Origin of the sequence: Actinosynnema sp. CS-041913 (assembly GCF_050942485.1) — a bacterium.
Taxonomy (GTDB): domain Bacteria; phylum Actinomycetota; class Actinomycetes; order Mycobacteriales; family Pseudonocardiaceae; genus Actinosynnema.
This window is the reverse complement of the sequence record NZ_CP192037.1, coordinates 5,803,686-5,825,899: the sequence shown is the minus strand read 5'-3', so window position 1 is coordinate 5,825,899 and position 22,214 is coordinate 5,803,686. Positions and strand designations below refer to the sequence as shown.

At 73.4% G+C, this 22,214-nt stretch carries 23 protein-coding genes; 17 read left to right on the top strand and 6 right to left on the bottom strand.

Features of this window, described 5'->3' with window-relative positions:
* Positions 1 to 160 precede the first annotated feature (160 nt).
* The 15 genes from ACQPZF_RS26230 (at position 161) to ACQPZF_RS26160 (ending at position 11,591) form a co-directional block, all read left to right on the top strand.
* Positions 161 to 901 (top strand): SDR family NAD(P)-dependent oxidoreductase, encoded by a 741-nt coding sequence (locus tag ACQPZF_RS26230; protein ID WP_433261225.1) that lies wholly within the window; start codon positions 161 to 163, stop codon positions 899 to 901.
* A complete protein-coding gene (locus ACQPZF_RS26225; protein WP_433261224.1) occupies positions 901 to 1,413 on the top strand; it encodes a SchA/CurD-like domain-containing protein in 513 nt (170 codons plus the stop codon). The genes ACQPZF_RS26230 and ACQPZF_RS26225 overlap by 1 nt, the downstream gene beginning before the upstream one ends.
* Positions 1,410 to 2,300: an NAD(P)-dependent oxidoreductase gene (locus ACQPZF_RS26220; RefSeq protein WP_433261222.1), complete on the top strand. Its 891-nt coding sequence runs from the start codon at positions 1,410 to 1,412 to the stop codon at positions 2,298 to 2,300. Before ACQPZF_RS26225 ends, ACQPZF_RS26220 begins: the two co-directional genes overlap by 4 nt.
* Before the next feature lie 18 nt (positions 2,301 to 2,318).
* Positions 2,319 to 3,179, top strand: coding sequence for an LLM class flavin-dependent oxidoreductase (locus tag ACQPZF_RS26215; RefSeq protein WP_433261219.1), 861 nt, complete (start codon positions 2,319 to 2,321; stop codon positions 3,177 to 3,179).
* The gene (locus ACQPZF_RS26210) at positions 3,173 to 3,625 is read left to right on the top strand and encodes a DUF1772 domain-containing protein (protein WP_433261217.1); all 453 of its coding nucleotides are present in this window, start codon (positions 3,173 to 3,175) and stop codon (positions 3,623 to 3,625) included. Before ACQPZF_RS26215 ends, ACQPZF_RS26210 begins: the two co-directional genes overlap by 7 nt.
* Positions 3,626 to 3,674: 49 nt before the next feature.
* A complete protein-coding gene (locus tag ACQPZF_RS26205) occupies positions 3,675 to 4,940 on the top strand; it encodes a ketosynthase chain-length factor (protein ID WP_433261215.1) in 1,266 nt (421 codons plus the stop codon).
* Positions 4,940 to 5,200, top strand: coding sequence for an acyl carrier protein (locus ACQPZF_RS26200; protein ID WP_433261213.1), 261 nt, complete (start codon positions 4,940 to 4,942; stop codon positions 5,198 to 5,200). Before ACQPZF_RS26205 ends, ACQPZF_RS26200 begins: the two co-directional genes overlap by 1 nt.
* Before the next feature lies 1 nt (position 5,201).
* Entirely contained in the window at positions 5,202 to 5,660 is a 459-nt protein-coding gene (locus ACQPZF_RS26195; protein WP_433261211.1) for an SRPBCC family protein, read from the top strand.
* Between the two features lie 25 nt (positions 5,661 to 5,685).
* Positions 5,686 to 6,147, top strand: a complete 462-nt coding sequence (locus tag ACQPZF_RS26190) for a DUF1772 domain-containing protein (RefSeq protein ID WP_433261209.1) — start codon at positions 5,686 to 5,688, stop codon at positions 6,145 to 6,147.
* A 27-nt stretch (positions 6,148 to 6,174) separates the two neighbouring features.
* The gene (locus ACQPZF_RS26185; RefSeq protein WP_433261207.1) at positions 6,175 to 6,927 is read left to right on the top strand and encodes an SDR family NAD(P)-dependent oxidoreductase; all 753 of its coding nucleotides are present in this window, start codon (positions 6,175 to 6,177) and stop codon (positions 6,925 to 6,927) included.
* Positions 6,924 to 7,283: an antibiotic biosynthesis monooxygenase family protein gene (locus ACQPZF_RS26180; protein WP_433261205.1), complete on the top strand. Its 360-nt coding sequence runs from the start codon at positions 6,924 to 6,926 to the stop codon at positions 7,281 to 7,283. Before ACQPZF_RS26185 ends, ACQPZF_RS26180 begins: the two co-directional genes overlap by 4 nt.
* On the top strand, positions 7,280 to 7,588 hold the full coding sequence (locus ACQPZF_RS26175; RefSeq protein ID WP_433261203.1) for an antibiotic biosynthesis monooxygenase family protein: 309 nt from the start codon (positions 7,280 to 7,282) through the stop codon (positions 7,586 to 7,588). The genes ACQPZF_RS26180 and ACQPZF_RS26175 overlap by 4 nt, the downstream gene beginning before the upstream one ends.
* Before the next feature lie 306 nt (positions 7,589 to 7,894).
* Complete coding sequence (gene accD, locus ACQPZF_RS26170) at positions 7,895 to 9,694, top strand: acetyl-CoA carboxylase, carboxyltransferase subunit beta (RefSeq protein ID WP_433261201.1); 1,800 nt, start codon at positions 7,895 to 7,897, stop codon at positions 9,692 to 9,694.
* Positions 9,691 to 10,188 carry an acetyl-CoA carboxylase biotin carboxyl carrier protein gene (accB, locus tag ACQPZF_RS26165; protein ID WP_433261199.1) on the top strand — a complete coding sequence of 166 codons (498 nt, stop codon included), beginning with the start codon at positions 9,691 to 9,693 and terminating at the stop codon, positions 10,186 to 10,188. The genes accD and accB overlap by 4 nt, the downstream gene beginning before the upstream one ends.
* A complete protein-coding gene (locus tag ACQPZF_RS26160; protein WP_433261197.1) occupies positions 10,185 to 11,591 on the top strand; it encodes an acetyl-CoA carboxylase biotin carboxylase subunit in 1,407 nt (468 codons plus the stop codon). Before accB ends, ACQPZF_RS26160 begins: the two co-directional genes overlap by 4 nt.
* 101 nt (positions 11,592 to 11,692) lie before the next feature.
* Here ACQPZF_RS26160 and ACQPZF_RS26155 read toward each other — a convergent pair whose 3' ends face one another.
* The 5 genes from ACQPZF_RS26155 to ACQPZF_RS26135 form a co-directional block, all read right to left on the bottom strand.
* The gene (locus tag ACQPZF_RS26155; protein ID WP_433261195.1) at positions 11,693 to 13,633 is read right to left on the bottom strand and encodes a BTAD domain-containing putative transcriptional regulator; all 1,941 of its coding nucleotides are present in this window, start codon (positions 13,631 to 13,633) and stop codon (positions 11,693 to 11,695) included.
* Between the two features lie 469 nt (positions 13,634 to 14,102).
* The gene (locus ACQPZF_RS26150; protein ID WP_433261193.1) at positions 14,103 to 15,236 is read right to left on the bottom strand and encodes a cytochrome P450; all 1,134 of its coding nucleotides are present in this window, start codon (positions 15,234 to 15,236) and stop codon (positions 14,103 to 14,105) included.
* Between the two features lie 107 nt (positions 15,237 to 15,343).
* Entirely contained in the window at positions 15,344 to 16,825 is a 1,482-nt protein-coding gene (locus ACQPZF_RS26145) for a peptide MFS transporter (RefSeq protein WP_433261191.1), read from the bottom strand.
* A 65-nt stretch (positions 16,826 to 16,890) separates the two neighbouring features.
* Positions 16,891 to 18,534 (bottom strand): DHA2 family efflux MFS transporter permease subunit, encoded by a 1,644-nt coding sequence (locus ACQPZF_RS26140; protein ID WP_433261189.1) that lies wholly within the window; start codon positions 18,532 to 18,534, stop codon positions 16,891 to 16,893.
* Entirely contained in the window at positions 18,527 to 19,555 is a 1,029-nt protein-coding gene (locus ACQPZF_RS26135) for an LLM class flavin-dependent oxidoreductase (RefSeq protein ID WP_433261187.1), read from the bottom strand. The genes ACQPZF_RS26140 and ACQPZF_RS26135 overlap by 8 nt, the downstream gene beginning before the upstream one ends.
* A gap of 181 nt (positions 19,556 to 19,736) precedes the next feature.
* Between ACQPZF_RS26135 and ACQPZF_RS26130 the strand changes: the two genes are divergently transcribed.
* Positions 19,737 to 20,234, top strand: coding sequence for a hypothetical protein (locus ACQPZF_RS26130; RefSeq protein WP_433261185.1), 498 nt, complete (start codon positions 19,737 to 19,739; stop codon positions 20,232 to 20,234).
* Here ACQPZF_RS26130 and ACQPZF_RS26125 read toward each other — a convergent pair.
* Positions 20,228 to 21,355: a nucleotide disphospho-sugar-binding domain-containing protein gene (locus ACQPZF_RS26125; protein ID WP_433261183.1), complete on the bottom strand. Its 1,128-nt coding sequence runs from the start codon at positions 21,353 to 21,355 to the stop codon at positions 20,228 to 20,230. The two genes, ACQPZF_RS26130 and ACQPZF_RS26125, sit on opposite strands and share 7 nt — an antisense overlap.
* 148 nt (positions 21,356 to 21,503) lie before the next feature.
* Here ACQPZF_RS26125 and ACQPZF_RS26120 point away from each other — a divergent pair, with 148 nt between their 5' ends.
* Positions 21,504 to 22,187 (top strand): SDR family NAD(P)-dependent oxidoreductase, encoded by a 684-nt coding sequence (locus tag ACQPZF_RS26120; RefSeq protein WP_433261181.1) that lies wholly within the window; start codon positions 21,504 to 21,506, stop codon positions 22,185 to 22,187.
* The last annotated feature ends 27 nt before the right edge of the window (positions 22,188 to 22,214 follow it).

Sequence of the window (22,214 nt, the reverse complement as noted above, 5' to 3'; positions counted from 1 at the left end):
CGGCGCTACCGTCCCAGCGCCGCATCGAGCCGACCTCGAAACGCCTTGGAGCACAGGCGGTTCCGGGCCTTGCTCGGGCTTCGAGGCCGTTTCCGACGCCGGGGGACACGATCGGCGTTGTCACGATGTCGAAGAGGGGTGGCTTGTGGTGGAGCGGAGCGTGACCCAGGGGCCCGACCGGAGCTTGGCGGGCAGACGGGTGCTGGTCACCGGTGGCAGCCGGGGCATCGGGCGGGCCACCGCGCTCGCCTTCGCACGGGCCGGCGCGGAAGTCGTCATCGGGCACCGCGGTCCGGGTGGGACGGTCGAGGCGGTCGCCCGCGAGTTGAAGGCTCTCGGCGACCGCAACGCGACGGTCGCCGCGGATGTCACCACCCGGGCCGGCGCGGAGCACCTGCTCGCCGCCGTCGGCACGGCGCTGGGCGGGCTCGACGTCCTCGTCAACAACGTCGGGGTGGACGGCTCGGCGCCGCTGGCCGACCTGGGGGAGGACGAGTGGCGTCGCGTCCTCGACCACAACCTGACGTCCGCCTACCTCGTCACGCGCGCGGCGCTGCCGCTGTTGGCCGACGGGGGTTCGGTGGTGAACGTCGGGGCGTCCGTGGCGCTGCGCGGTCGACCCGAGGGTGTGCACTACACGGCGTCCAAAGCGGCGCTGATCGGCTTCACCCGGGCGCTGTGCAAGGAACTCGGCCCGCGCCGGATCAGGGTCAACCTGGTCGCGCCGGGACTCATCGGGTCCGAGGGCGAAGCCGGCCCGCCGGCCGCGGTGGTGCGGGGCATGACGGCGCTGGGCAGGCTCGGCGAACCGGAGGACGTCGCGGGCGCGGTCCTGTTCTTCGCCGGTGACACGTCCCGGTACGTCACCGGGGCGACCGTGACCGTGGATGGAGGAATCTGATGCCGTACGCCGTGATCACCTACGACGTGGAAGCCGGGCACGAGGACGAGATCGCCGGGATCTTCGGCGCGTTCCGCCGGGTGGACACACCGACCCTTCGTGACGAGGACGGGAACCCGGTCGGGCGCCTGCTCGGCACCGCCGTGTTCATCAAGGGCGAGCTGATGGTCCGGGTGATCCACTACGAGGGCGACTTCGCGGCGATCGGCAGGCACATGGCCACCCAGCGGGGTGTGCACCTGCTGGAGGAGAAGCTGGCGCCGTACCTGAAGCGGAAGCGCGACACCGGGACGGTGGAGGGCTTCGGCAGCTACTTCCGCGACGCCACCATGCGGTGCATCTCGCAGCTCTCGGTCGACACGCACCCCGAAGGCGGGCACCCCGAAGCCGAGCGCTCTGAAGGCGGGCGCTCTGAAGGCGCACAGGCCGGAGGCAGGCACCCCGAAGGCGGGCACGCCGGAGCCGGGAACCCCGGAGCCGCGCAGCTCGACGCAGAGCCGGTCAAGGGATGAGCGCCGCGGGCGGAGGACCGGTCGCCGTGATCGGCCTGGGCAGCATGGGCGGAGGCATGGCGCACGCCCTGGTGGCCGCCGGGTTCCCGGTCGTCGTGTCCAACCGCACGATGGCCAAGGCCGAACCCCTCGGCCGGGCGGGTGCGGTCGTGGCGACCTCGGCGCGGGCGGCCGTGACCGGCGCGCGGGTCGTGCTGCTCAGCCTGGCCGACGAGGACGCCGTCACGGACGTGCTCTTCGGCGAGCTGAGCGGCGCGCTCGTCCCCGGCACGACGGTGGTCGACACGACGACCGTGTCGCCGGGCTTCGCCCGGGAGGCGGCCGACAAGCTGGCGGCGGACGGGGTGCGCCGGGTGGAGGCCTGCGTGGTGGGCAACCCGCAGATGGCGGCGGCCGGGCGGGTGCGCGTGTTCGCGGCGGGCGCCGTCCCGGACGTCGACCGGGTGCGGGACGTGCTCGACGCGATCGGCCAGGAGGTCCGCCACCTCGGTGACACCGGCGCCGCGAGCGTGCTCAAGCTGGCCTTCAACCTGCTGCTCGGGGTGCAGACCGTCGCGCTCGCCGAAGCCGTCTCGTTCGTCGAGGCGGCGGGGTTGGGCCGGGAGCTGCTGCTGACCGCGATCGAGAACAGCGGGTGGAGTTCACCCGTGCTGGGCTTCCGCTCCAAATTCATGCGCGAGCGCGACTACCGGGACGCGGGCTTCCGGGCGGTGCTCATGCACAAGGACTTGGCCCTGGCCCGCGCCGAGGCGCTGGAGCACGGCGTGGAGATGCCGCTGCTGCGGCAGGCGGTGGACGACTACGACCTGGTGCTGCGAGCCGGCCGGGGCGACGACGACGCGGCGGTGGTGGTCGAGGTGCGACCGACACCGGCCGACCGCCGCTGACACCGCGGGGAGATCGGGATGGACATCGGGCTCGGACTGCCCACCACCGTGCCGGGCGCGGACGGGCGCGACCTGCTGGAGTTCGCGCGCCGCGCGGACGCCGCGGGCTTCAGCACCCTCGCCGTGCTCGACCGGCTGGTCTACGACAGCTACGACAGCGTCGTGGCGCTGGCCGCCGCGGCGGGCGCCACCACGCGCATCCGGTTGGCCACCACGGTTCTGCTGGCGGCGTACCGGCCGAGCGCCGTCGAACTGGCCAAGCAGCTCGCCAGCCTGGACAAGCTGTCCGCCGGGCGGCTCGTGCTGGGTGTCGCGGCCGGGGGGCGGGAGGACGACTTCCACGCCACCGGCGTCGACTACCGGACCAGGGGACGCAGGCTGGACGCGCTGCTGGACCAGCTCGACGAGGTCTGGCGGGGCGGTGGCGCGACGCCGGGCGTCGGGCCCAGGCCCTCGACCGGCTCGGTGCCCCTGTGGGTCGGCGGGCACTCGCCCGCCGCGCTGCGCCGGGCCGCGAAGTACGGCTCCGGCTGGATCTCGCCGGGCGGGTCGGTCACCGCCTACCCGGACCTCGTCCAGCGCACCAAGGAGTTCTGGGCCCGCGAGGGCCGGGTGGACGTCCCCCGCATGATCGCCCTGGGCTACGTGTCGCTCGGCGCGGACGGCCGGCGCCGTGCCGGCGAGTACCTGCGCGACTACTACTCCTACCGCGGCGACAAGGCGGATCGCCTGGTGGACTCGGTCGTCACCGACGCCGCCGCGCTGCGGGAGATCGTGGACGGGCACGCGGCGGGCGGTTGCGACGAGTTGCTGCTGTTCTCCTGCACGGACGACCCCGACCACGTCGACCGGATCGCCGAGGTGGTCGAGCCGTGCTAGTCGAGCTGCTGGAGGTCGTCGCCGTGGTCGGCAGCGGGGTGACCGCGGGCGTGCTGTTCGCGGTGGCCCTCGCCGTGCTGCCCGCGCTGATCGCCATGCCGGCCGAGCAGTACGTGCACGCGCACCGGCTGATCGGCCGGCACTGGGATCCGACGATGCCGGTCATCGTGCTGACCACGGCGGTGGCCGACGTGCTGCTCGCGGTGCTGGCGCCCTCGTCGGCGGGCCTGTTCGCGATCGCCGCCGCGCTGGTGCTCGGCGTGTCGGTCGTGTCGCACTTCTGCAACGTCCCGATCAACCGCGCGGTGCACGGGTTCGCGGTCGACGGGCTCCCCGAGGGCTGGCAGGACCCCAGGCCGCGGTGGCGGCGCTGGCACCTGCTGCGCACGGTGCTCGCCGTGCTGGCGGTCGCGGTCAACGCGTTCGGCGTGGTCGGGGCCCGGTGAGCCACCGAGCCGGCCGGTTGTCCCACGAACAGGAGAGGAGGTGGGTCGGATGAGCGGGTCCGCGGCGGTCGCCGGTCCGGTCGTGACCGGCATCGGAGTGGTCGCCCCGACGGGTTCGGATGTCGAGTCGCACTGGCAGGCGGTGCTGGACGGGAAGTCCGGCATCGGCCGGATCACCCGGTTCGACCCCAGCGGCTACCCGGTCCGACTGGCGGGCGAGGTGCTCGACTTCGAGACGGCGGACCGGGTGCCCAGCAGGCTGGTGCCGCAGACGGACCGGTGGACGCACCTCGGGCTGGCCGCGGCGGAGGCCGCGCTCGCCGACGCGGGGATCGACCCGGCCCTGCTGCCCGAGTACGAGATGGCCGTGGTCACGGCCAGTTCCTCAGGCGGCACGGAGTTCGGCCAGAACGAGATGCAACGGCTCTACCGCAACGGCCCGTCGTGGGTCGGCCCGTACCAGTCGATCGCGTGGTTCTACGCGGCGCTGACCGGGCAGGTGTCGATCCGGCACGGCATGCGCGGACCGTGCGGCGTGCTGTCCTGTGAGCAGGCGGGCGGCCTGGACGTGCTCGGTCAGGCCCGCAGGCTGCTGCGCGGTGACGTCCGGCTGGTGGTGAGCGGCGGCACCGACGCCTCGCTGTGCCCCTACGGCCTCACCGCCCAGCTCACCGGTGGCCGCCTCTCCCCGGTCGAGGACCCCGAGCGGGCCTACCTGCCCTTCGACGCCGGCGCGACGGGCCACGTGCCGGGTGAGGGCGGCGCGATCCTCGTCGTGGAGGACACCGCGCACGCGGCGGCCCGGGGCGCCGGCGGCGGCTACGGCACGATCGCGGGCTACGCGGCCGGGTTCGACCCACCGCCGGGGTCGACCAGGCCGCCCGTGCTGCGGCGGACGATCGAGCGAGCCCTCCTCGACGCGGGCGCGGAACCGTCCGAAGTGGACGTCGTGTTCGCCGACGGCGCGGGCGTCCCGTCGGCCGACGCCGAGGAGGCCGCGGCGATCAGCGCGGTGTTCGGCCGGGGCGCGGTCCCGGTCACCGTGCCGAAGACGCTGACCGGGCGCCTCTACGGCGGGGGCGCCGCGCTGGACGTGGCGACCGCCCTGCTGTCCCTGCGGGACGGCGTCGTCCCGCACACCACCGGTCCGCGGCACCCGGTGCCCGAGCACGGCATCGACCTGGTGTTGGGCCGGCCCCGGCACACCGCGCCGCGCACGGCGCTCGTGCTGGCCAGGGGATACGGCGGGTTCACCGCGGCGCTGGTGCTGCGGCGGGCCGAGCGGAGCACGAACGAGGGGAACGGAGACATTTGATGGGCGACTTCTCGCTGCAGGAGCTGAAAGAGATCATGCGCACCGCGTCCGGGGTTCCGGAGGACGTCGACCTGGACGGCGACATCGCCGACGTCGAGTTCCAGGCCCTGGGCTACGACTCGCTGGCCGTGCTCGAACTGGTCAGCCAGGTCGAGCGCCGCTACCGGGTGTCCATCCCGGAGGACGCGATACCGGAGATGCCCACGCCGGCGCGCGCGGTGCGGTTCATCAACGGGCAGCTCGCACGACTGGAGGCGTGACATGGCAGGGCACACCGACAACCAGATTCTCATCGCCGCCCCGATGCACCTCGTCTGGGACATGACCAACGACATCCGGTCGTGGCCCGACCTGTTCAGCGAGTACGCCTCCACCGAGGTTCTGAGCGAGCGGGACGGCACGATCCTGTTCCGCCTCGCGCTGCACCCGGACGAGAACGGCACGACCTGGAGCTGGGTCTCGGCCCGCACACCCGACCCGGCCACGAGGACGGTGCGCGCGCACCGGGTCGAGACCGGGCCGTTCAAGTACATGTGGATCTACTGGGAGTACGTGCCCACCGACGACGGCGTGCTGATGCGGTGGGTGCAGGACTTCGAGATGAAGCCCGGCGCGCCGGTGGACGACGCGGCCATGCAGGAGCGGCTCGACCGCCAGTCGCCGATCCAGCAGAAGCTGATCAAGGAGAAGGTGGAAGCCGCCGCGGCCAAGGTCGGCTGAGGTGGGACCGGAGGGCGCGCCGACGATGTCCCAGGTTCTGGTACCGCTCGTGCTGCTGTTGAACGGGCTCGCGGCCGGCGTGCTGGTCGGCACGCAGCTCGGTGGGTTCCCGCTGCTGGAACGCCTGCCGCCGGGCCGGTACGTGGAGGCGCACGCGTTCTTCTCCACGCGCTACGACCCGTTCATGCCGGTGTGCCTGGCCGGCACGGTGCTCGGCGGCGTCGTGCTCGCCCTCATCGCGCCGACGGCGGCGAGCACGACGCTGTTCCTGGTGGCCGCCGCGTCCGCCGCGGGCACCGTGGCGATCTCGGTCGTCAAGAACGTCCCGGTGAACCGGTGGGTCCGCGCGCTGGACCCGGAGGCGCTGCCGGACGACTTCGCCCAACGGGATCCGCGCAGGCACTGGGGTTCCTGGAACCGGGCACGCACCGGCCTGGTGGTGCTCGCGATGCTGGTCAACTGCGTCGCCGCCGGTCTGCTGCTGTGACCCGCGGTAGAGCTTGAGGAGGACGGGATGGATCTCGGTCTGATCGGAAAACAGGCGCTCGTCACCGGTGGCACCAGGGGGATCGGCAGGGGCGTCGTGCTCGCGCTGGCCCGTGCCGGGGTGGACGTCATCACCTGCTGCCGGCAGGAGGGCGAGGCAGCGGTGTCGCTGAAGCGCGAGCTGAAGGAGATCGGCGACCGGCACGAGGTCGTCCGTGCCGACGTCGCGGACCCGGCGCAGGTCGACGACCTGCTCTCGGCGTGCCGCGACCGGTTCGGCCGGCTCGACCTCGTGGTCAACAACGCCGCCGTCATCAGCCACGTGCCGTACGCCGAACTGGAGCCCGCGGAGTGGGCGCGGGTGCTGGCGACCAACGTCACGGGGACGCACCTGGTGATCCAGGGCGCCCTGCCGCTGCTGGGCGAGGGCTCGTCGGTGGTCAACATCAGCTCGAAGTCGATCGAGGTGGGCATCCCGTTGCGGGCGCACTACACCACCACCAAGGCCGCCCTGCACGGGCTGACGAAGTCCCTGGCACGCGAGTTCGGCGATCGCGGCATCCGCTTCAACGTGCTCTCCCTCGGCGTGATCCGCACGGAGGCGCTGGAGGCGATGCCCGAGCAGCAGCGCACCGCGATGGTCGAGCGGTACTCCGGCAAGACCTCGCTGGGCAGGCTCGGCACACCGGACGACGTCGCGGGCGCGGTGCTGTGGCTGGCGAGCGACCTCGCGCGCTACGTGACCGGCGGCGTGATCCCCGTGGACGGGGGCATCGCGTGACCGGGGTGGGCGGCGGTGTCTTCCGGGTGATGCTCCGGATGGAGATCAAGCCGGGGCTGGAGGACGAGTTCGTGCGGGTGTGGCGCTCGATCGGCGACGCGATCACCTCGCACCCCGCCAGCCTGGGCCAGTGGCTGTCGCGGAGCGCGGAGGAACCCGGCGTCTTCTACGTGGTGAGCGACTGGGTGGACGAGGAGCGGTTCCGGGAGTTCGAGACCAGCGGGCGCCACGTCGACCACCGCACGAAGCTGCACCCGTTCCGGGTGGCCGCGTCGATGGTCACGATGCGCGTGGTCGCGCACATGGCCAACACCGGTGGTGCCCGCTCGCACCGGGAGTGGGAGGCGGTGCGGTGAGCGGCGGGCTGCGGGTTTTGCTCTTCTACGCGGGCGAGGACGTCGCCGGCATCGAGGCCGCCTACCACGAGTCGAGCAAGCTCCTCTCGGGAACGCCCGGCCTGCTCGGCAACGAGTTGCTGCGCTCGGTGCACGACCCCCTCGGGTTCGTGGTCGCCAGCTCGTGGCGCGATCGGGCGGCGTTCGACGACTGGGAGACCGGTCCGCTCCACAAAGGACAGACCGAGCCGCTGCGGCCCTTCCTGGACACCAGGGCGGCCCGGCCGGTCGGCATCTACGAGGTCGTGGCCCGGTACGGGGCGTGAACGCGCACGGGGTGCGGGCCGGCGTGGGAGAACGGCGCGGGCGCGGACCGGCGTGGGAGAACGGCGCGGGCGCGAACCGGCATGGGAGGACGGCGCGGGAGAACGGCGCGGAGGACGGCGCGGGGAGGACGGCGGGTGGAGGACGACGACGTGCGACCACCGGCGGAGGGGCGGTCGGCGGGGCCGAGGTGGCGCAGTGCCCTCCGGCTGCTTCACGACGGCCTCGTCTCGGCCGGCTCCGCCCTGAGCGGGTACGCCGAACCACCCGGCCGGGTGAGCCGGGATCGGGAGCGAATGGAGCTGGGGATGAGCACAGCGGAGGTGTCGGTCGACATCGACCAGGACTGGACGGCGTGCGGGCAGTGCGGGGTGCTCCTGTACCGCAAGCGGTTCGCCCGACTCGCCCACGTGTGCCCGGAGTGCGGTTGGCACCAGAGGCTGACCGCGCCGGAACGCCTGGACCACCTGCTCGACCCCAGGTCGGGCCGCGCCGTCGAACCCGGGCCGACCGCGGTCGACCCGCTGGCGTTCCACGACCGGGTGCCCTACCGGCAGCGCCTGGCAGCCGCCCGCGCGGAGACCGGGCTGGACGACGCCGTCCTGGTCGCGCGCGGCACGATCGCCGGCCGACCGGTCGTGGTCGCGGTGCTGGACTTCCGGTTCCTCGGGGGCAGCGTGGGCACGGCCGCGGGGGAGGCGGTGGTGACCGCGGTGGACACGGCGCTGGCCCACCGGCTCCCCCTCGTGCTGGTCACCGCGTCCGGTGGGGCCCGGATGCAGGAGGGCGCGCTGTCGCTGGTGCAACTGGCGAAGACCTCGAACGCGATGGCCGCGATGGACGAGGCGGGCCTGCTCACCGTCACGCTCGTCACCGATCCGACCTTCGGCGGTGTCGCCGCGTCGTTCGCCACGCTGTCCGACGTGATCATCGCCGAACCGGGCGCCCGGATGGGTTTCGCCGGGCCGAGGGTGATCCGGCAGACCATCGCCGAGGAGCTGCCCGAGGGATTCCAGACAGCGGAGTTCCTGTTGGAGCACGGCCTGGTCGACGACGTGGTGCCCCGCGGCGAGTTGCCGCAGGTGCTCGGCGTGCTCCTGGCGGCCGGCTCCGGTCACCCCGCGCCGGAACCGGGATCGATCGGTGATTCGTCTGTGGGCGGGGCGGATCTGTCGGGGTCGGTCGGTGGCTCGACCGTAGGTGAGGCGGACCTGGCGGGGGCGGGACCGGCCGGTGGTCCGACCGTGACCGACCCTGACCTGCTGGCGCCGCGGCCGGTCGAGGAGGTGTTGCGGTGGGCGCGGGACACCGCGCGGCCGACGGTGGGGGACCACCTCGCGAACTGGTGCGACGGGTTCGTCGCCCTGCGCGGCGACCGGGCGGGTGCGGACTGCCCTGCCCTCGTCGTCGGCGTCGCGCTCCTCGGCGGGCGCGCGGTGGTGGTGATCGGGCACCGGAAGGGGCACAGCACCGACGAGTTGGTGCGGAACAACTTCGGCATGGCCTCGCCCGCCGGCTACCGCAAGGCGGTGCGGCTGATGCGGCTCGCGGCCAAGCTCGGACTGCCGGTGCTCACCCTGGTCGACACCCCCGGCGCGCACCCCGGCCCGGACGCGGAGCGGCACGGCCAGGCCCACGCCATCGCCGAGTGCCTGCGGGTCGTGGGCGGACTGCCCGTGCCCGTGCTCAGCGTGATCACCGGCGAAGGCGGCAGCGGCGGGGCCATCGCGCTCGCCGCCGCCGACCGGGTGCTCATGTCCGAGCACGCGATCTACTCGGTGATCAGCCCGGAGGGGTGCGCCGCGATCCTCTGGCGCACCTCGACGGCCACCGCCGAGGCCGCGACCGCGCTGCGGGTGGACGCCCGGTCGCTGCTGCGGCTGGGTGTCGTCGACGGCGTGGTCCGGGAGCCGGCCGGGGGAGCGCACACCGATCCGGCGGGTGCCAGCAGGCTGCTCGGCGAGGCCGTGCGCCACGCGCTGGACGAGCTGTGCGCGCTGGACCGCGACCGGCTGGTGGCCGGGCGCCGGGCCCGGTTCCGGGACCTCGGCGGGATCAGCGCGTTCGACCACGGGCGGCTGCCCGGAACCGGGAGGACAGGGGAATGACCGAGACGCAGGAACGCGGGACGATGGCCTACCTGGGCCCGCTCGACCCGGAGACCGCCGCCCCCGCGGGGCAGGACGTGATGGAGGCCCTGCTCCGGGGGTTCGCCGAGATCGTGCGCTCGGCGACCAGGGCGCCGCGCAGGGTCAACGTGCGGATCGGCCTCGCCAGCGTGGAGGTCGAGTGGCCCGACCAGGCGGTCGAGCCGGCCGCGGCGGCCGAGACCCCGGCGGACGACGGTCCGCCGGACGCGGGGCACCGGGTCCGCGCGCCGCTGGTCGGCACGTTCTACCGCGCGCCGCAGCCGGGTGCGCCGCCCTTCGTGGAGGTGGGCGACCTGGTCGAGGCGGGCAGGCAGGTGGCGATCATCGAGGCGATGAAGCTGATGAACCCGATCACGGCCGACCGGGCCGGGAGGGTGGTCGAGGTGCTGATCGGCGACGGCGAGCCGGTCGAGTACGGCCAGCCGCTGCTGGTGCTGGAGCCGGTCGGATGACCAGGGTGCCGCGGCGGCCCGTCGGGAAGGTGCTGGTGGCCAACCGGGGCGAGATCGCGCTCCGGATCGTGCGCACCTGCCGGGAGATGGGCATCCGCACCGTCGTCGCGCACTCGACCGTCGACCGGGACTCGGCGGCGGTCCGGCTGGCCGACGAGGCGGTGCAGATCGGGCCCGGTGCGCCCAGGCGCAGCTACCTCTACGCGCCCGCCCTGGTCGAGGCCGCGCTGCGCACCGGCGCCGACGCGGTCCACCCCGGCTACGGGTTCCTCTCCGAGGACCCCGACTTCGCCGAGATCTGCGCGCGCAACGGCCTGGTGTTCGTCGGCCCGCGCCCCGACGTGATCGCGCGGATGGGTGACAAGGTGCTCGCCAGGCGGCTCATGGCCGGGACCGGCGTGCCCGTCCTGCCGGGAACCGTCGAGCCGGTGAGGGGTGCGTCCGAAGCCCTCGTCGAGGCACGGCGGATCGGTCTGCCGCTGATCGTCAAGGCGGCGGCGGGCGGCGGGGGCCGCGGCATGGCCGTCGTGCGCCGGTGGGCGGACCTGGAGCAGACGGTGCGCGCCGTCCGGGCCGCGGCGCGGTCGGTGTTCGGGGACGACCGGGTCTACCTGGAGCAGTTCTGGGAACACGCCAGGCACGTCGAGGTCCAGCTCCTCGCCGACGAGCACGGCGCCGTGGTGCACCTGGGCAACCGCGACTGCTCGGTGCAGCGGCGGCACCAGAAGCTGGTCGAGGAGTGCCCGGCGCCCGGCCTGCCGGACGGGATGGCGGACGCGCTGGCGGAGGCGGCGGTGCGCGGCGCCCGCGCGGTGGGCTACACGGGGGCGGGCACGTTCGAGTTCCTGGTGCACCGCGACCGGTTCGCCTTCATCGAGGCGAACTGCCGCATCCAGGTCGAGCACCCGGTCACCGAGATGGTGACCGGCATCGACGTCGTGCGGGAGCAGCTTCTGGTCGCGGGCGGGCTGCCGCTCTCCGTCGAGCAGTCGGCCGTCGAGTTCCGCGGCGTGGCGCTGGAGTGCCGGATCAACGCGGAGGACCCGACGCGCGACTTCGCGCCGTGCCCCGGGACGGTGACCGAGTTCGTCCCGCCCGGTGGGCCCTTCGTGCGGCTGGACACCCACGTGCACACCGGGTCGGTGGTGCCGCCGGACTACGACTCGCTGCTGGCCAAGCTGGTCGTGTGGGCGCCGGACCGGGATGCCGCCCTGGCCCGGATGGAACGGGCGCTCGCCGAGTTCCGCATCGCGGGCGCCGGCTTGCGCACCACGCGGGAGGTGCTCCGCGAGATCCTCGCCGACGAGCGGTTCCGGGCGGGCACGCACTCGACGTCCCTGCTCGCCGAGATGGCCGCCGGATCGGCGACCGCCGACGGGGCGGACGACCCCGAGGTCGCCTGAGCTGGTCAACGAGGTCCTGGGCGGTCAAACGAGGCCTGGGCCGGTCAACGAACTCGTGGGCTGGTCGACGAGGTCTCTGGGCTTGAGGTCGCCCGATCTGGTCAACGGTAGCTGTCGGTGACCACCAGCGGTGCGGCGGCGTCCCGGGGGCGCCGCTCCCCGCGGGGGTTCGGGCGTAGCGGGTCGTTCCCGTCGTCCGCGTTCCTCCGCTGCGCCGGCGCGGAGCTGTCCGGGCCGAGCTGCCGCCCCACGGTGCGGACGCAGGGCACGAAGCGGTAGCGCGCGTCCACGCCGTGCGCGACCGATTCGGCCTGCATGAGCTGGAACTCCACGAGCCGCTCCACCAGCGACTCGGCGTGGTGTTCGTCGACCGCGAGCACCCGCGCGGCCTCCGCCACGGACATGGTGGCCGACTCCGCGGCAGCGAGCCGCCGGAACGCGTCCCGCACCGCCGGCGGAGCGCTGCGCCACGTGCGGTCGACGCTCGACCGCATGCCGAGCGGGTCGTCGGCGGACCTGCGGTGGTCCGCCTCGACGCCGATCCAGGAGACCAGCCTGCTGATGGGCCAGTGCGGGCGTTCCTGGAGGCGGGTGACGACGGCGTGCAGCGCCATCGGCAGCCCGTCGCACAGCGCGACCAGGGCGTCGGTCCCCGCGCGGTCCTCCGCGACCCGGTGTTCCCCGAGCAGGTCGGTGAGCAGTCGCACGCCGTCGGCGTGATCCAGGGGCGGCACCTCCACCGTGGTCGCCACGGACGGCGTGAACATGCGGCGGCGGCTGTTGAGCAGCACGCCGCACCCCGCGCCGAAGGGCAGCAGCGGCAGCAGTTGCTCGACGTTGAAGACGTCGTCGAGCACCAGCAGCATCCGGCGTTGGGCCGACCAGTTCAGGAACACCCTGGACCGCTCGTCCGCCGAGGCGGGCATCTGCGACTCGGGCATCCCCATCGACCTCAGGAACTCGGCGAGCAGGTCGGCGGTGGGCACCTGGCCCCCGTCGAGGTCGCTGAGCCGGGCGCAGAGCTGGCCGTCCGGGTAGCGGTCGCGGAGCTCGTGCCCGGCCCTGATGCACAGCGCGGACGTGCCCGAACCGGGCGGCCCGATGAGCGCCACCACGGTCGGTCCCGAGCCGCGCCGGGCGACCATGGCGTCGAGCACCTTCGTGAGCTGGCTCTCCCGGCCGACGAGCGCGCCGCGCTCGGGCGGCAGTTGCTCCGGCGGCCCGGACCGGATGGACGTCCGCGTGCGCAACGACGGCAGGTCGAGCCCCGGGTCGGCGGCCAGCACGGCGTGGTGGATGCGTTGCAGGTAGCTCGACGGGTCGAGGCCGAGGCGGTCGGACAGCACGGCCCGGGTCTGCTGGTAGACGTCCAGGGCGTCGGCGCGCCTGCCGGAGCGGTGCAGCGCCAGCATCAGCATCTCCGGGTAGCGCTCGTTGGTCGGCTGCTCCGCGGTGAGGCCGGTCAGCTCGCCGATCAGCTCCTGGTGCCTGCCGAGCTGCAGGTCCGCTTCCAGCCGCTGTTCGAGGACTTTCTTGCGCATCTCCTCCAGCCGGAGCGTCTCGCTGCGCAGGCTGGGGCCGAGGGGGACGTCGACCAGCGCCGGCCCGCGCCAGAGGCTGAGCGCGTCCGCGAGGGTCGTGGCCGCCGAGGCGAACCGGCCGGCCTCGAACTCGACGTGACCGCGGTCGGCCAGCAGTTCGAACCTGGTGGAGTCCAGGCCCGCCGGGTCCAGCGACAACTGGTAGCCCTTGGGCGTGGTGTGCAGGGTGGCTGCCGCGCTGTCGGCCTCCGCGGACGACGCGTGCGGAGCGGTGCCGAGCCCCAGTTGCTTGCGGAGTTGGTAGATGTAGGTCTGCACCGTGGTGGTGACGCTCGTCGGCGGGTTGTCGTCCCAGAGTTCGTCGACCAGGCGTTCCCGCCGGACCACCCTGTTCGCGTTGACGGTGAGCAGGCTGAGAACTTGTCGCAGTTTCGGCGCCGATGGCGTGATGACGATGTCGTTGCGCAGGACTTCCAGTGAGCCGAGTAAGTTGACCTCCACCGTGATTCCCCCTCCTGGACTTCAGACGAAATGGGCTTGGAGCGGATGAGCGCTCTACAACGCCGACGTCCTGAATCACTGTGCACACCGCGTGAAGTCGCACATCGCGTGCACCCTGCTCCCCCAAATAAGCCTAATAAGACTCTCTCCCATTTAAGCCTAAGTCCCGCTCATGTCAAGTCCGATAGAAGTGGACCTATCGAGATGCTGTTTGGCGAGACGATCCCGGATGGCCACGCTTGGCGGTGACGATCGCGCACCGCGATGGTGTAACTGGTGGCCGGTGCGCCGGGACGGCGGCCGGTATGGGTGATTGCCGTGCTGGACCGCAGTCGGCCGGTCGTATCCGCGGGTCGCCCGGATGGCGGCGGACCGCTCCGTCGGACGCAGCCGAAAGGAGTAGGAACGCGCCGCTGCACGGGTGTAGTCGAGAATCACGGGAAAGGCCCGATTAATGCGGACAACGGATTCACCAGGCGACCGGAACCTCGGTGAATCCTAGTTCGAGCGGGTTCTCGTGGTGGCGCAGCCGGTCGACTTCGACCGCGAGGCGCAGGGTGGGGAATCGCCGGATCAGCGCGGTCAGCGCCACCCGCAGTTCGAGCCGGGCGAGCGAGGCGCCCAGGCAGAAGTGGGGTCCTGCGCTGAACATGAGTTGGCCCCCGCTGTCCCGGGTGATGTCCAGGCGCTCCGGGTCGGGGAAGACGCGGTGGTCCATGTTCGCCGATTCCAGCACCGGGATCAGGCCGGAGCCCGCCGGCACGGTGACGCCCCCGACGTCGATGTCCTCGGTGACGTACCGCAGCATGGACAGCGAGTGACCCGCCACCTGGCAGCGCAGCAGTTCCTCCACGGCGTCGGGGACGAGTTCGGGGCGGGACCGCAGCAGGGCGAGCTGTTCGGGGTGCCGGAGCAGGAGGACCACGCTGCTGCCGAGCTGGCTCGCGGTCGTCTCGTACCCGGCGAGCAGCAGGACCATGCACCACCGGTGCAGCTCGTGGGCTCCGAGCCTGCCGTCCTGCTCGTCGTGCACCCCGATCAACGCGCTGACCAGGTCGTCGCCGGGGTCGGCCCGCTTGGTCTCGATCAACTCGCCGATGTAGCGGGCGGCGTCGGCGAGGTCGCCCCGGAACCGGTGCTGGTCCCGCACCGGGACGCCGAGCAGCCGGCAGATGACCCGCAGCGTCAGCGGGACCGCGAACTCGGCGACCAGGTCGACCGGCGGCGTCCGGGCGGCGAGCCCGGCCAGCAGCTCCTCGGCCACCTCGGTGACGTACGGCCGCAGCCGCTCGACCCTGGCCGGGGTGAACGCCTTGACCATCAGCCTGCGCATGCGGGTGTGGCCCGGGGGATCGCGGTCGATGCCCGGGTTCTGGAACGCTTTCGTCTGCTCGACGGAGATCCGCGGTGCGCCGGGGCGGTCCCGGTTGCGGCTCAGGCGCGGGTCGGACAGCACGGCGCGGACGTCGGCGTACCGGGTCACCAGCCAGGCGGGGTCACCGCTGGGCATGGTGACCCGGACAGCCGGTTCGTCGCGCAACGTGCCGAGCTCCGCGGGCCGGTCCGCACCGGGGGGCCACGGGAACGGGAACCTCATGGTCATCTTCAGTGTCCCTCCACCGACTGGGTGTGCGTCACCTGATCGATCGTGTCCGCAACCACTCGAAACCGCCGCAAGAACGCCTGAAGGGCAGTCGATCCCGTCCCCGGTCACCCGGTGACCGCGACCCGCCCGAGGACCCGGCGGCACCGCACGACCGCGATGCCGACACCGACGGCGAACAGGCCGAGCACCAGGTAGTAGAGCCGGTCGGACCAGAGGTCCGACAGGTGCACGACCTGGCTGCCCAGCCCGGCGCCGAAGCCGCTGAACAGCCAGAGCAGACCGATGGTCCGGCCCGAGCGCGTGCTGTCGACCACCTCGGCCGCGGTGGAGATCCCGACCGGCCCGATCACCACCTCGCCGCAGGCCACCAGCAGGAAGGCCGCGATCAGCCACAGCGGCGAGACGGGACCCTCGACGGCGAGCGCCGCCGCCCGGCTCATCACGATGAACGCCGCACCGACGAACCCGAGCGCGAGCCCGAATTTCGCGGGCACCCCGAACCGGTCGCCGAGCCGCGGCCACAGCCAGGCGAAGAACGGCGCGGTGAGCAGGATGAACAGCGGGATCACGGACTGGAACCAGCTCGCGGGCAGCACGACCCCGGCCACCGAGCGGGCGGTGTGCTCGCGGGCGAACAGGTTGAGCATCGAGCCCGACTGGGCCGCCAACAACCAGAACGTCGCGTACGACAGCAGCAGCCAGAAGAACGGGAGCAGCCGCCGGCGCGGCGCGGCTCCCAGCGTCCGGTCGCGCACCACGGCGACGAAGCACACGAACGGCACCACGACGGCGCACAGCCCGATCGCGGCGATCACGTGCATCTCGGTGAACGTCCCGGCGAGGACGTCGACGGCGGCCAGCACCCCGGCGACGCCGAGGAACGCGGCGGTCCGCCGGCCCACTGCCTGCCGAAGCGCGACCGGCGCCGGATGACCGGGCGCCACGCCCCGGTCGCCGAAGTGCCCCGAGCCGCGCGCGAACTGCACCACGCCGAACGTCATGCCGACGCCCGCCGCCGCGAAACCCCAGTGCCAGCCCAGGATTTCGCTCAGCGCGCCGACGACCAGCGGTGCGATCAGCGCGCTGACCTGGATGCTGACGTAGAAGATCGAGAACGCGGCTTGGCGGCGCACGTGCTCCTCCGGGCGGTACCCGCTGCTGAGCAGGGCGGCCATGTTCGGCTTGAGCAGGCCGGTGCCCGCCGCGATCAGCACCAGGCCGAGGTAGGACGTCCACCGCGCGGGGACGGCCATGCCGTAGTGGCCGAAGGCGATGAGCACGCAGCCGTACAGGGTCGCCCGCCGGGTGCCCAGGACCCGGTCGCCGAGCCAACCGCCCGGCAGCGCGAGCAGGAACACCAGGCCCAGGTACGAGCCGAACAGGGCCGCGGCCGAGGACGGGGGCAGGCCGAGCCCGCCCTCGGCCGCCGGGGAGGCCGCGTACAAGGTGAGCACGGCGGCCATGCCGTAGAAGCTGAACCGCTCCCAGATGTCGGTCAGGAACAGCGTGACGAACCAGTCCGGGTATCCGAACCGCCGCCTCGCCCCGTCGTCGGCGGCCGTCGCCGCCCGGTCATCCGGCTGCACTCCCACAGTCGTCCTCCCGTGGCTCTCCCGACCGCCGGCGCTCCGCCGGCGGGTTCCACCGTGCGTCACACCGCCCCGACGTCGGCCTCCGCTCGCTCCCGCGACGCCCAGGCGACCGCGGTCGCGACCGCGATGAGCGCCGCGCAGACCAGCAGGGTGAACCTGACCGCAGCGCCGAAGGCCTGCGCGTAGGCCGCTTCGGCGAGGTCGTGCATCCGCAGCGCCACGTCGGCCGGTGTCCCCGGCGCGATCCCGATCCCCGCCCCGTCGCCGAAGGCCGCCGCCTCGACCACGCCGTCGACGAAGGGCTTTCGGTACCGGTCGGGCAGCTCCCCACTCGCGGTCGCGGCGGCCGAGCGGATGCCGCTGTCCAGCCTCCCGTGCAGCAACGCGCCCAGGCCGCCCACCGCCACCAGCGTGCCGAGCTGGCGGACCGCGTTGAACACGCCGGAGGCCGCGCCGACCAGGTCCGGGGCCACGTCGCGCAGCGCCAGCGCGACGACGGGTGCGAAGGCCGCGGACTGCGACAACCCGGCCAGCGCGAGGGGGACCAGCAGGGCGTGCTCGCCGGCTCCGGCGCCGGCGAGCAGCCCGATGGCGGTCAGGCAGCACGCGTACGCCGACAGCCCGGTCACCAGCACCACCCGGCCGCCGAACCGGTCGACCAGCCTGCCGGTGAACGGAAAGCCGAGCAGCACGCCCACCGCCCACGGGGCCAGCGCCAAGCCGGCCCGCACGGCGGTCAGGCCGAGCACCGACTGGAGGTAGAGGGTCATCGACAGCGAGATGCTCATCAGCGCCGTCGCGACCGCGGCCACCACGAAGCACATCGACGGGAAGGTCCGGTGACCGAACAGGGCGGGCGGCGCCAACGGCTCGCGGGCGCGCCGCTGCCACAGGGCGAAGAGGACGAGCAGGACACCGCCCGCCGCGAGGATCGACGGGATGGTCAGGAACGCCGTCACGTGGCCGAACCCGTACCGCTCACCCTCCAGCAGGCCGAACGTGATCGACCCGAGGGCGGCGCCCGCCAGCACCACGCCCAGCAGGTCCAGCCGCCCGGCCCGCGACCCGCGCCGGTCGGTCACGAGCAGCAGCGTCAGCACCACGGTCAGCACGCCGGTCGGCAGGTTGAGGTAGAAGATCCAGCGCCAGCCCGCGGTCGAGACCACCAGCCCGCCCAGGGTCGGCCCGGCGACGCCGCCGAGGGCCGCGGCCACGCCCCACACCGAGCCCGCCACCCCGCGCCGCCCCGGCGGGAACGCGAGCGTCACGATGGTGAGCGCCTGCGGGATGACCAGCGCGGCGCCCACGCCCTGGAGCAGGCGCGCGCCGATCAGCAGCCATGGCTGCCCGGCCAGCCCGCACAGCGCCGACGCCGCGGTGAACAGCGTCATCCCGGCGAGGAACACCGCGCGCTGCCCGACGAGGTCGCCGAGCTTGCCCGCCGTGATCACCAGCACGGCCAGGGCGAGCACGTAGGCGCCGACCATCCACAGCACCTCGTTCAGGCTCGCGCCCAGGTCCGCCTGGATCCGCGGGATCGCGATGCTCACCGAGCCGGTGTTCAGGATGGTCATGAAGTACCCGAGGCAGGCGGTCGACAGGACCGCCCACGGGTTGCCGCGGAGCGCGCGCAGCCCGGGTGCCTTCCGCGGTGCGCCCGCGGCGACCTTCCCGGCGGCCACCGCGTCCGGCCGCTCAGACACCCGCGCCGGTGCGGTCCAGCGCCCCGGCCACGGTCCGCAGGATGTCGAGCCGCTCGGCCGTCGTGCGCGCGAAGGGGGAGACCACGAGGGTGGTGATGCCGCAGGCGGTGTACGCCCGCACGCGCTCGGCGATCCGTTCCGGCGGGCCGAGCAACGACACCCGGTCGACGAGTTCGGTCGGCACCGCGGTCGCCGCCGCCCGCTGGTCGTTCGCGGCCACGTGCGCGTGGACGTCCGCCACGGCCTGCCCGTAGCCCATGCGCCGCACCAGTCCGGAGTAGACGTTGCGGCGCGGGTCGCCCATGCCCAGGAAGTGGGCGAGGTACCCGCGCACGGGGTCCGCGCTCGACTCGACGTCCGCGCCGACCACCACCGGCACGCCGCACAGCACCTCGAAGCCGTCGAGTCCGCGCCCGGCGCGTTCCCGGCCGGCGCGCAGGGACACCAGCGTGTCCGGCAGGTCGTCCGGCGGCGCGAAGGCGCCCAGCCAGCCGTCGGCGATCTCACCGGCCAGCTCCTTGTTCCTCGGCCCGACCGCGGCGAGGTAGACCGGGACGCGGTCGTGCGCCGGGTCGGTGTGCAGCACGAGCGGGTGATCGGTGCGCCCCGGCAGCGGGACGCGGAAGTGCTCGCCCCGGTGGACGACCCGCTCGCCGGACAGCGCGCGCCGGACGATCTCCACGTACTCCCGGGTCCGGCCGAGCGGGTGGTCGAACGCCACGCCGTGCCACCCCTCGGAGATGTCCGGGTTGGACACCCCGAGGCCGAGCCGGAAACGCCCGTGCGACAACGCGTCCAGGGTGGCCGCGGTGAGCGCCGTGGTGGCCGGTGTCCGGGCCGGGATCTGGAGGACGCCGGACGCGATGCCGATCCGCGAGGTCGCGGTCGCCACGGCGCCGAGGACTGTGGCCCCGTCCGCGCGGAACCCCTCCGGGACGACCACGAGGTCGTAGCCGAGCCGCTCGGCTTCCCGCGCGGTGTCCACCGCGTCCAGGTGGGAGACGTTGACGCCGAGTTTCATGCCCGGACACCCCTTCCGCCGAAACGCTGTGTACGGCGAAGGCTCGCACTCCCGCCTCGAAGCGGGAGCAGGTCCGGCGCAACCCCGTCGGAGCCGGGCTCGACCGCTGTTCCAGCACGTCTCGACCTCCCGCAACTACGGTCGGACGCTGTAGCAGCGGACCAGTCGTAGGGAGATCAGCATGCGAACCACGACAACCGGAAGGTCCCCGCTCGGCAGGGCGTCGGTGATGGTGCCGATCCTCGCGCTGGGCCTGTTCACCGGGCCCGCCGCGGCGGTCGACCGGGCCGGGCCGGGCGTGCCGGTCGCGGGCCAGGAGGCCGGTGCGCCGGTCCCCCTCGGGAACTGGGCGGTGGTGGTGACGTTCGTGAACCCGGCGATCCCGCCCGAGCGCGGCCTGTTCTCCTTCACCGTCGGGGGAACCTGCCTGGGCACCACGACCAGGGCGCAGAACCTGAGCCTCGGGCAGTGGCGGCCGGCGACCGGCGGCTTCGACTTCTCGTTCCGCGAGTTCACCTACGACGACGAGGAGGTGTGGACCGGTGAGGTGCGGGTCCAGCAGACCGGGAGGATGACGTCGGCCGACTCCTGGACGGCGTCGGGCACGGGCACGGCGTACGACGTGGCCGGCAACCAGGTCTTCCAGGTGGAGACCACCACCTCGGGCACTCGCTATTGACCGGCGAGGGTGACGATGTCGTCGACCACACGGGTGGGTGGCGGCATCCGCCGGATCTCGTCTCGCAGCGCGTGGGCGGCGGCGCGTTCGGTGTCGCCGTCGAGGATTTCCGCGGCTCGTCGGCGTAGTTCCGGTCCGGTCGCGTTGTCCACTGACAGGACTGTTCCCGCCCCGACTGCCGCTACGCGCGCGGAGTGCCGTGCGTGGTCGGGTAGTTGCGGCACCAGCAGCAGTGGCACTCCGGAGCCGAGTGCGGTCAACACCGTGCTCGCGCCGCCGTGGCCGATCACGAGGTCGCAGTTCGGGAACAGGTGCTGGACCGGGGTGTCGACCACAACCGTGACGTTGTCGCGGACCGGGCCGAGCATCGGCAGTTGGGACGTCGACACGGCGAGCACGACGTCCACGTCGAGGTCGGCCACCGCGGTCGCGACCCGTCCCGCGAGGAAGCGGTCCGGGTCGAGGCGCGCGATCGTGTGGCCCCACGTGACGCACACCAGCGGGCGGTCGCCTCGTCCGGCGGTCCGCGGTGCGACTCCCGGGCCGTTGAACGGCACGTGCCGCACGGGCAGGCGCGGGTAGTCGGTCGGGCCCTGGAGGGTGGCCGGGGTCGGGTCGACGGTCGCGACGCCCAGCGGTTCGAACGACTCCACACCGCGCCTCCGGGCCACCGGGGCGAGGGCGTCGAGCACCACCGGCCGTGCCACGGCCAGCAGGTCCGTGCCGTACAGGTGGCGGATCGCGGGCACGCCGGTCGCGGCGGCGGCGATCGGCCCCGCCATCGTGGTGGTCTCGTAGACCACCACGTCCGCGCGGAACTCCCGGATCACGTCGACGAGACCGTCCACCATGGACTCCGCGTGCGCCACCACCATCTCCAGCGCGCGGGGAGCCCCGCCGCCCGGCCTGCCGCCGGTCAGGTACCCCCGCACCAGGCCGAGGGTGTCCACCCCGCCCGCACCTACCCCGACCACGGGCAGCCCGGTGCGGGTGGTCGTCCCGACGAGTTCCGGCTCGGTGACCACCAGCACCTCGTGGCCCGCGGTCCGGCAGGCCCAGGCGAGCGGCACGAGCGCGTACAGGTGTGAGGGCCACGCCCAGGTGGCGAAGATGATGCGCACCACCACAGGGTGGCGGGAGCGGCTCGCGGGAACTTCGAACGCGGAGCAACGCCCGGCCCGTCCTCCAACCGTCTTCGAGGGTGTGCGCCCACCCTGGCCCCGGGGTGGGTTCCGGGGTGGAACCCACACCTACGGACGGGAGCAGGGGATGGGCGAACCACGAGTCGCGTTGGTCACCGGTGCGAACCGGGGGCTCGGCCTGGCGGTCGCCGCCGCGCTGCGGGCGCGGGGACTGGCGGTGATCATGACCGGCCGGGACGGGGCGGCGGTGGCGGACGCCGCCGCGACGCTGGGCCCGGGGGTCCGGGCGGAGACCCTGGACGTCACCGATCCCGCCGCCGTCACCGGGGTCCGCGACCGGGTCGGCCCGGTCGACGTCCTGGTGGGCAACGCGGGGGTGCTGCTCGACGGCGGGACCGACCCGCTCGGCGTCCCGCTCGACCTGGTCGAGCGGACCCTGGCGGTGAACCTGCTCGGCTCCTGGCGGGTCGCCCAGGCGTTCGTGCCGGGCATGGTCGAGCGGGGGTGGGGGAGGGTGGTCCTGGTGTCCAGTGGTACCGGTGCGTTCAGCAACGGGTTGTACGCGGGTGCGCCGGGCTACTCGGTGTCCAAGACCGCGTTGAACGGGCTGACCACGATGCTGGCCGACCGGACCAGGGGCAGCGGCGTCCTGGTGAACGCGGTGAACCCCGGCACGACCCGCACCCGGATGATGCCGCGCGGGCAGCGCGAACCGGAGGACGCGGCGCGCGACGTCGTCCACGCGGCGATGCTGCCCGACGACGGGCCGTCGGGCGTCTTCCTGCGCGGCGGGCGGCAGGTCGACTGGTAACCGCCTGCGCCGGTTTCGAGCCCGCCT

Bases quoted from the DNA above. Each gene is read 5' to 3' on its own strand.
- ACQPZF_RS26225 (WP_433261224.1), top strand. From the start codon at position 901: ATGCCGTACGCCGTGATCACCTACGACGTGGAAGCCGGGCACGAGGAC.
- ACQPZF_RS26220 (WP_433261222.1), top strand. From the start codon at position 1,410: ATGAGCGCCGCGGGCGGAGGACCGGTCGCCGTGATCGGCCTGGGCAGC.
- ACQPZF_RS26215 (WP_433261219.1), top strand. From the start codon at position 2,319: ATGGACATCGGGCTCGGACTGCCCACCACCGTGCCGGGCGCGGACGGG.
- ACQPZF_RS26205 (WP_433261215.1), top strand. From the start codon at position 3,675: ATGAGCGGGTCCGCGGCGGTCGCCGGTCCGGTCGTGACCGGCATCGGA.
- ACQPZF_RS26200 (WP_433261213.1), top strand. From the start codon at position 4,940: ATGGGCGACTTCTCGCTGCAGGAGCTGAAAGAGATCATGCGCACCGCG.
- ACQPZF_RS26195 (WP_433261211.1), top strand. From the start codon at position 5,202: ATGGCAGGGCACACCGACAACCAGATTCTCATCGCCGCCCCGATGCAC.
- ACQPZF_RS26190 (WP_433261209.1), top strand. From the start codon at position 5,686: ATGTCCCAGGTTCTGGTACCGCTCGTGCTGCTGTTGAACGGGCTCGCG.
- ACQPZF_RS26185 (WP_433261207.1), top strand. From the start codon at position 6,175: ATGGATCTCGGTCTGATCGGAAAACAGGCGCTCGTCACCGGTGGCACC.
- accD (WP_433261201.1), top strand. From the start codon at position 7,895: ATGAGCACAGCGGAGGTGTCGGTCGACATCGACCAGGACTGGACGGCG.
- accB (WP_433261199.1), top strand. From the start codon at position 9,691: ATGACCGAGACGCAGGAACGCGGGACGATGGCCTACCTGGGCCCGCTC.
- ACQPZF_RS26160 (WP_433261197.1), top strand. From the start codon at position 10,185: ATGACCAGGGTGCCGCGGCGGCCCGTCGGGAAGGTGCTGGTGGCCAAC.
- ACQPZF_RS26150 (WP_433261193.1), bottom strand. From the start codon at position 15,236: ATGACCATGAGGTTCCCGTTCCCGTGGCCCCCCGGTGCGGACCGGCCC.
- ACQPZF_RS26135 (WP_433261187.1), bottom strand. From the start codon at position 19,555: ATGAAACTCGGCGTCAACGTCTCCCACCTGGACGCGGTGGACACCGCG.
- ACQPZF_RS26130 (WP_433261185.1), top strand. From the start codon at position 19,737: ATGCGAACCACGACAACCGGAAGGTCCCCGCTCGGCAGGGCGTCGGTG.
- ACQPZF_RS26120 (WP_433261181.1), top strand. From the start codon at position 21,504: ATGGGCGAACCACGAGTCGCGTTGGTCACCGGTGCGAACCGGGGGCTC.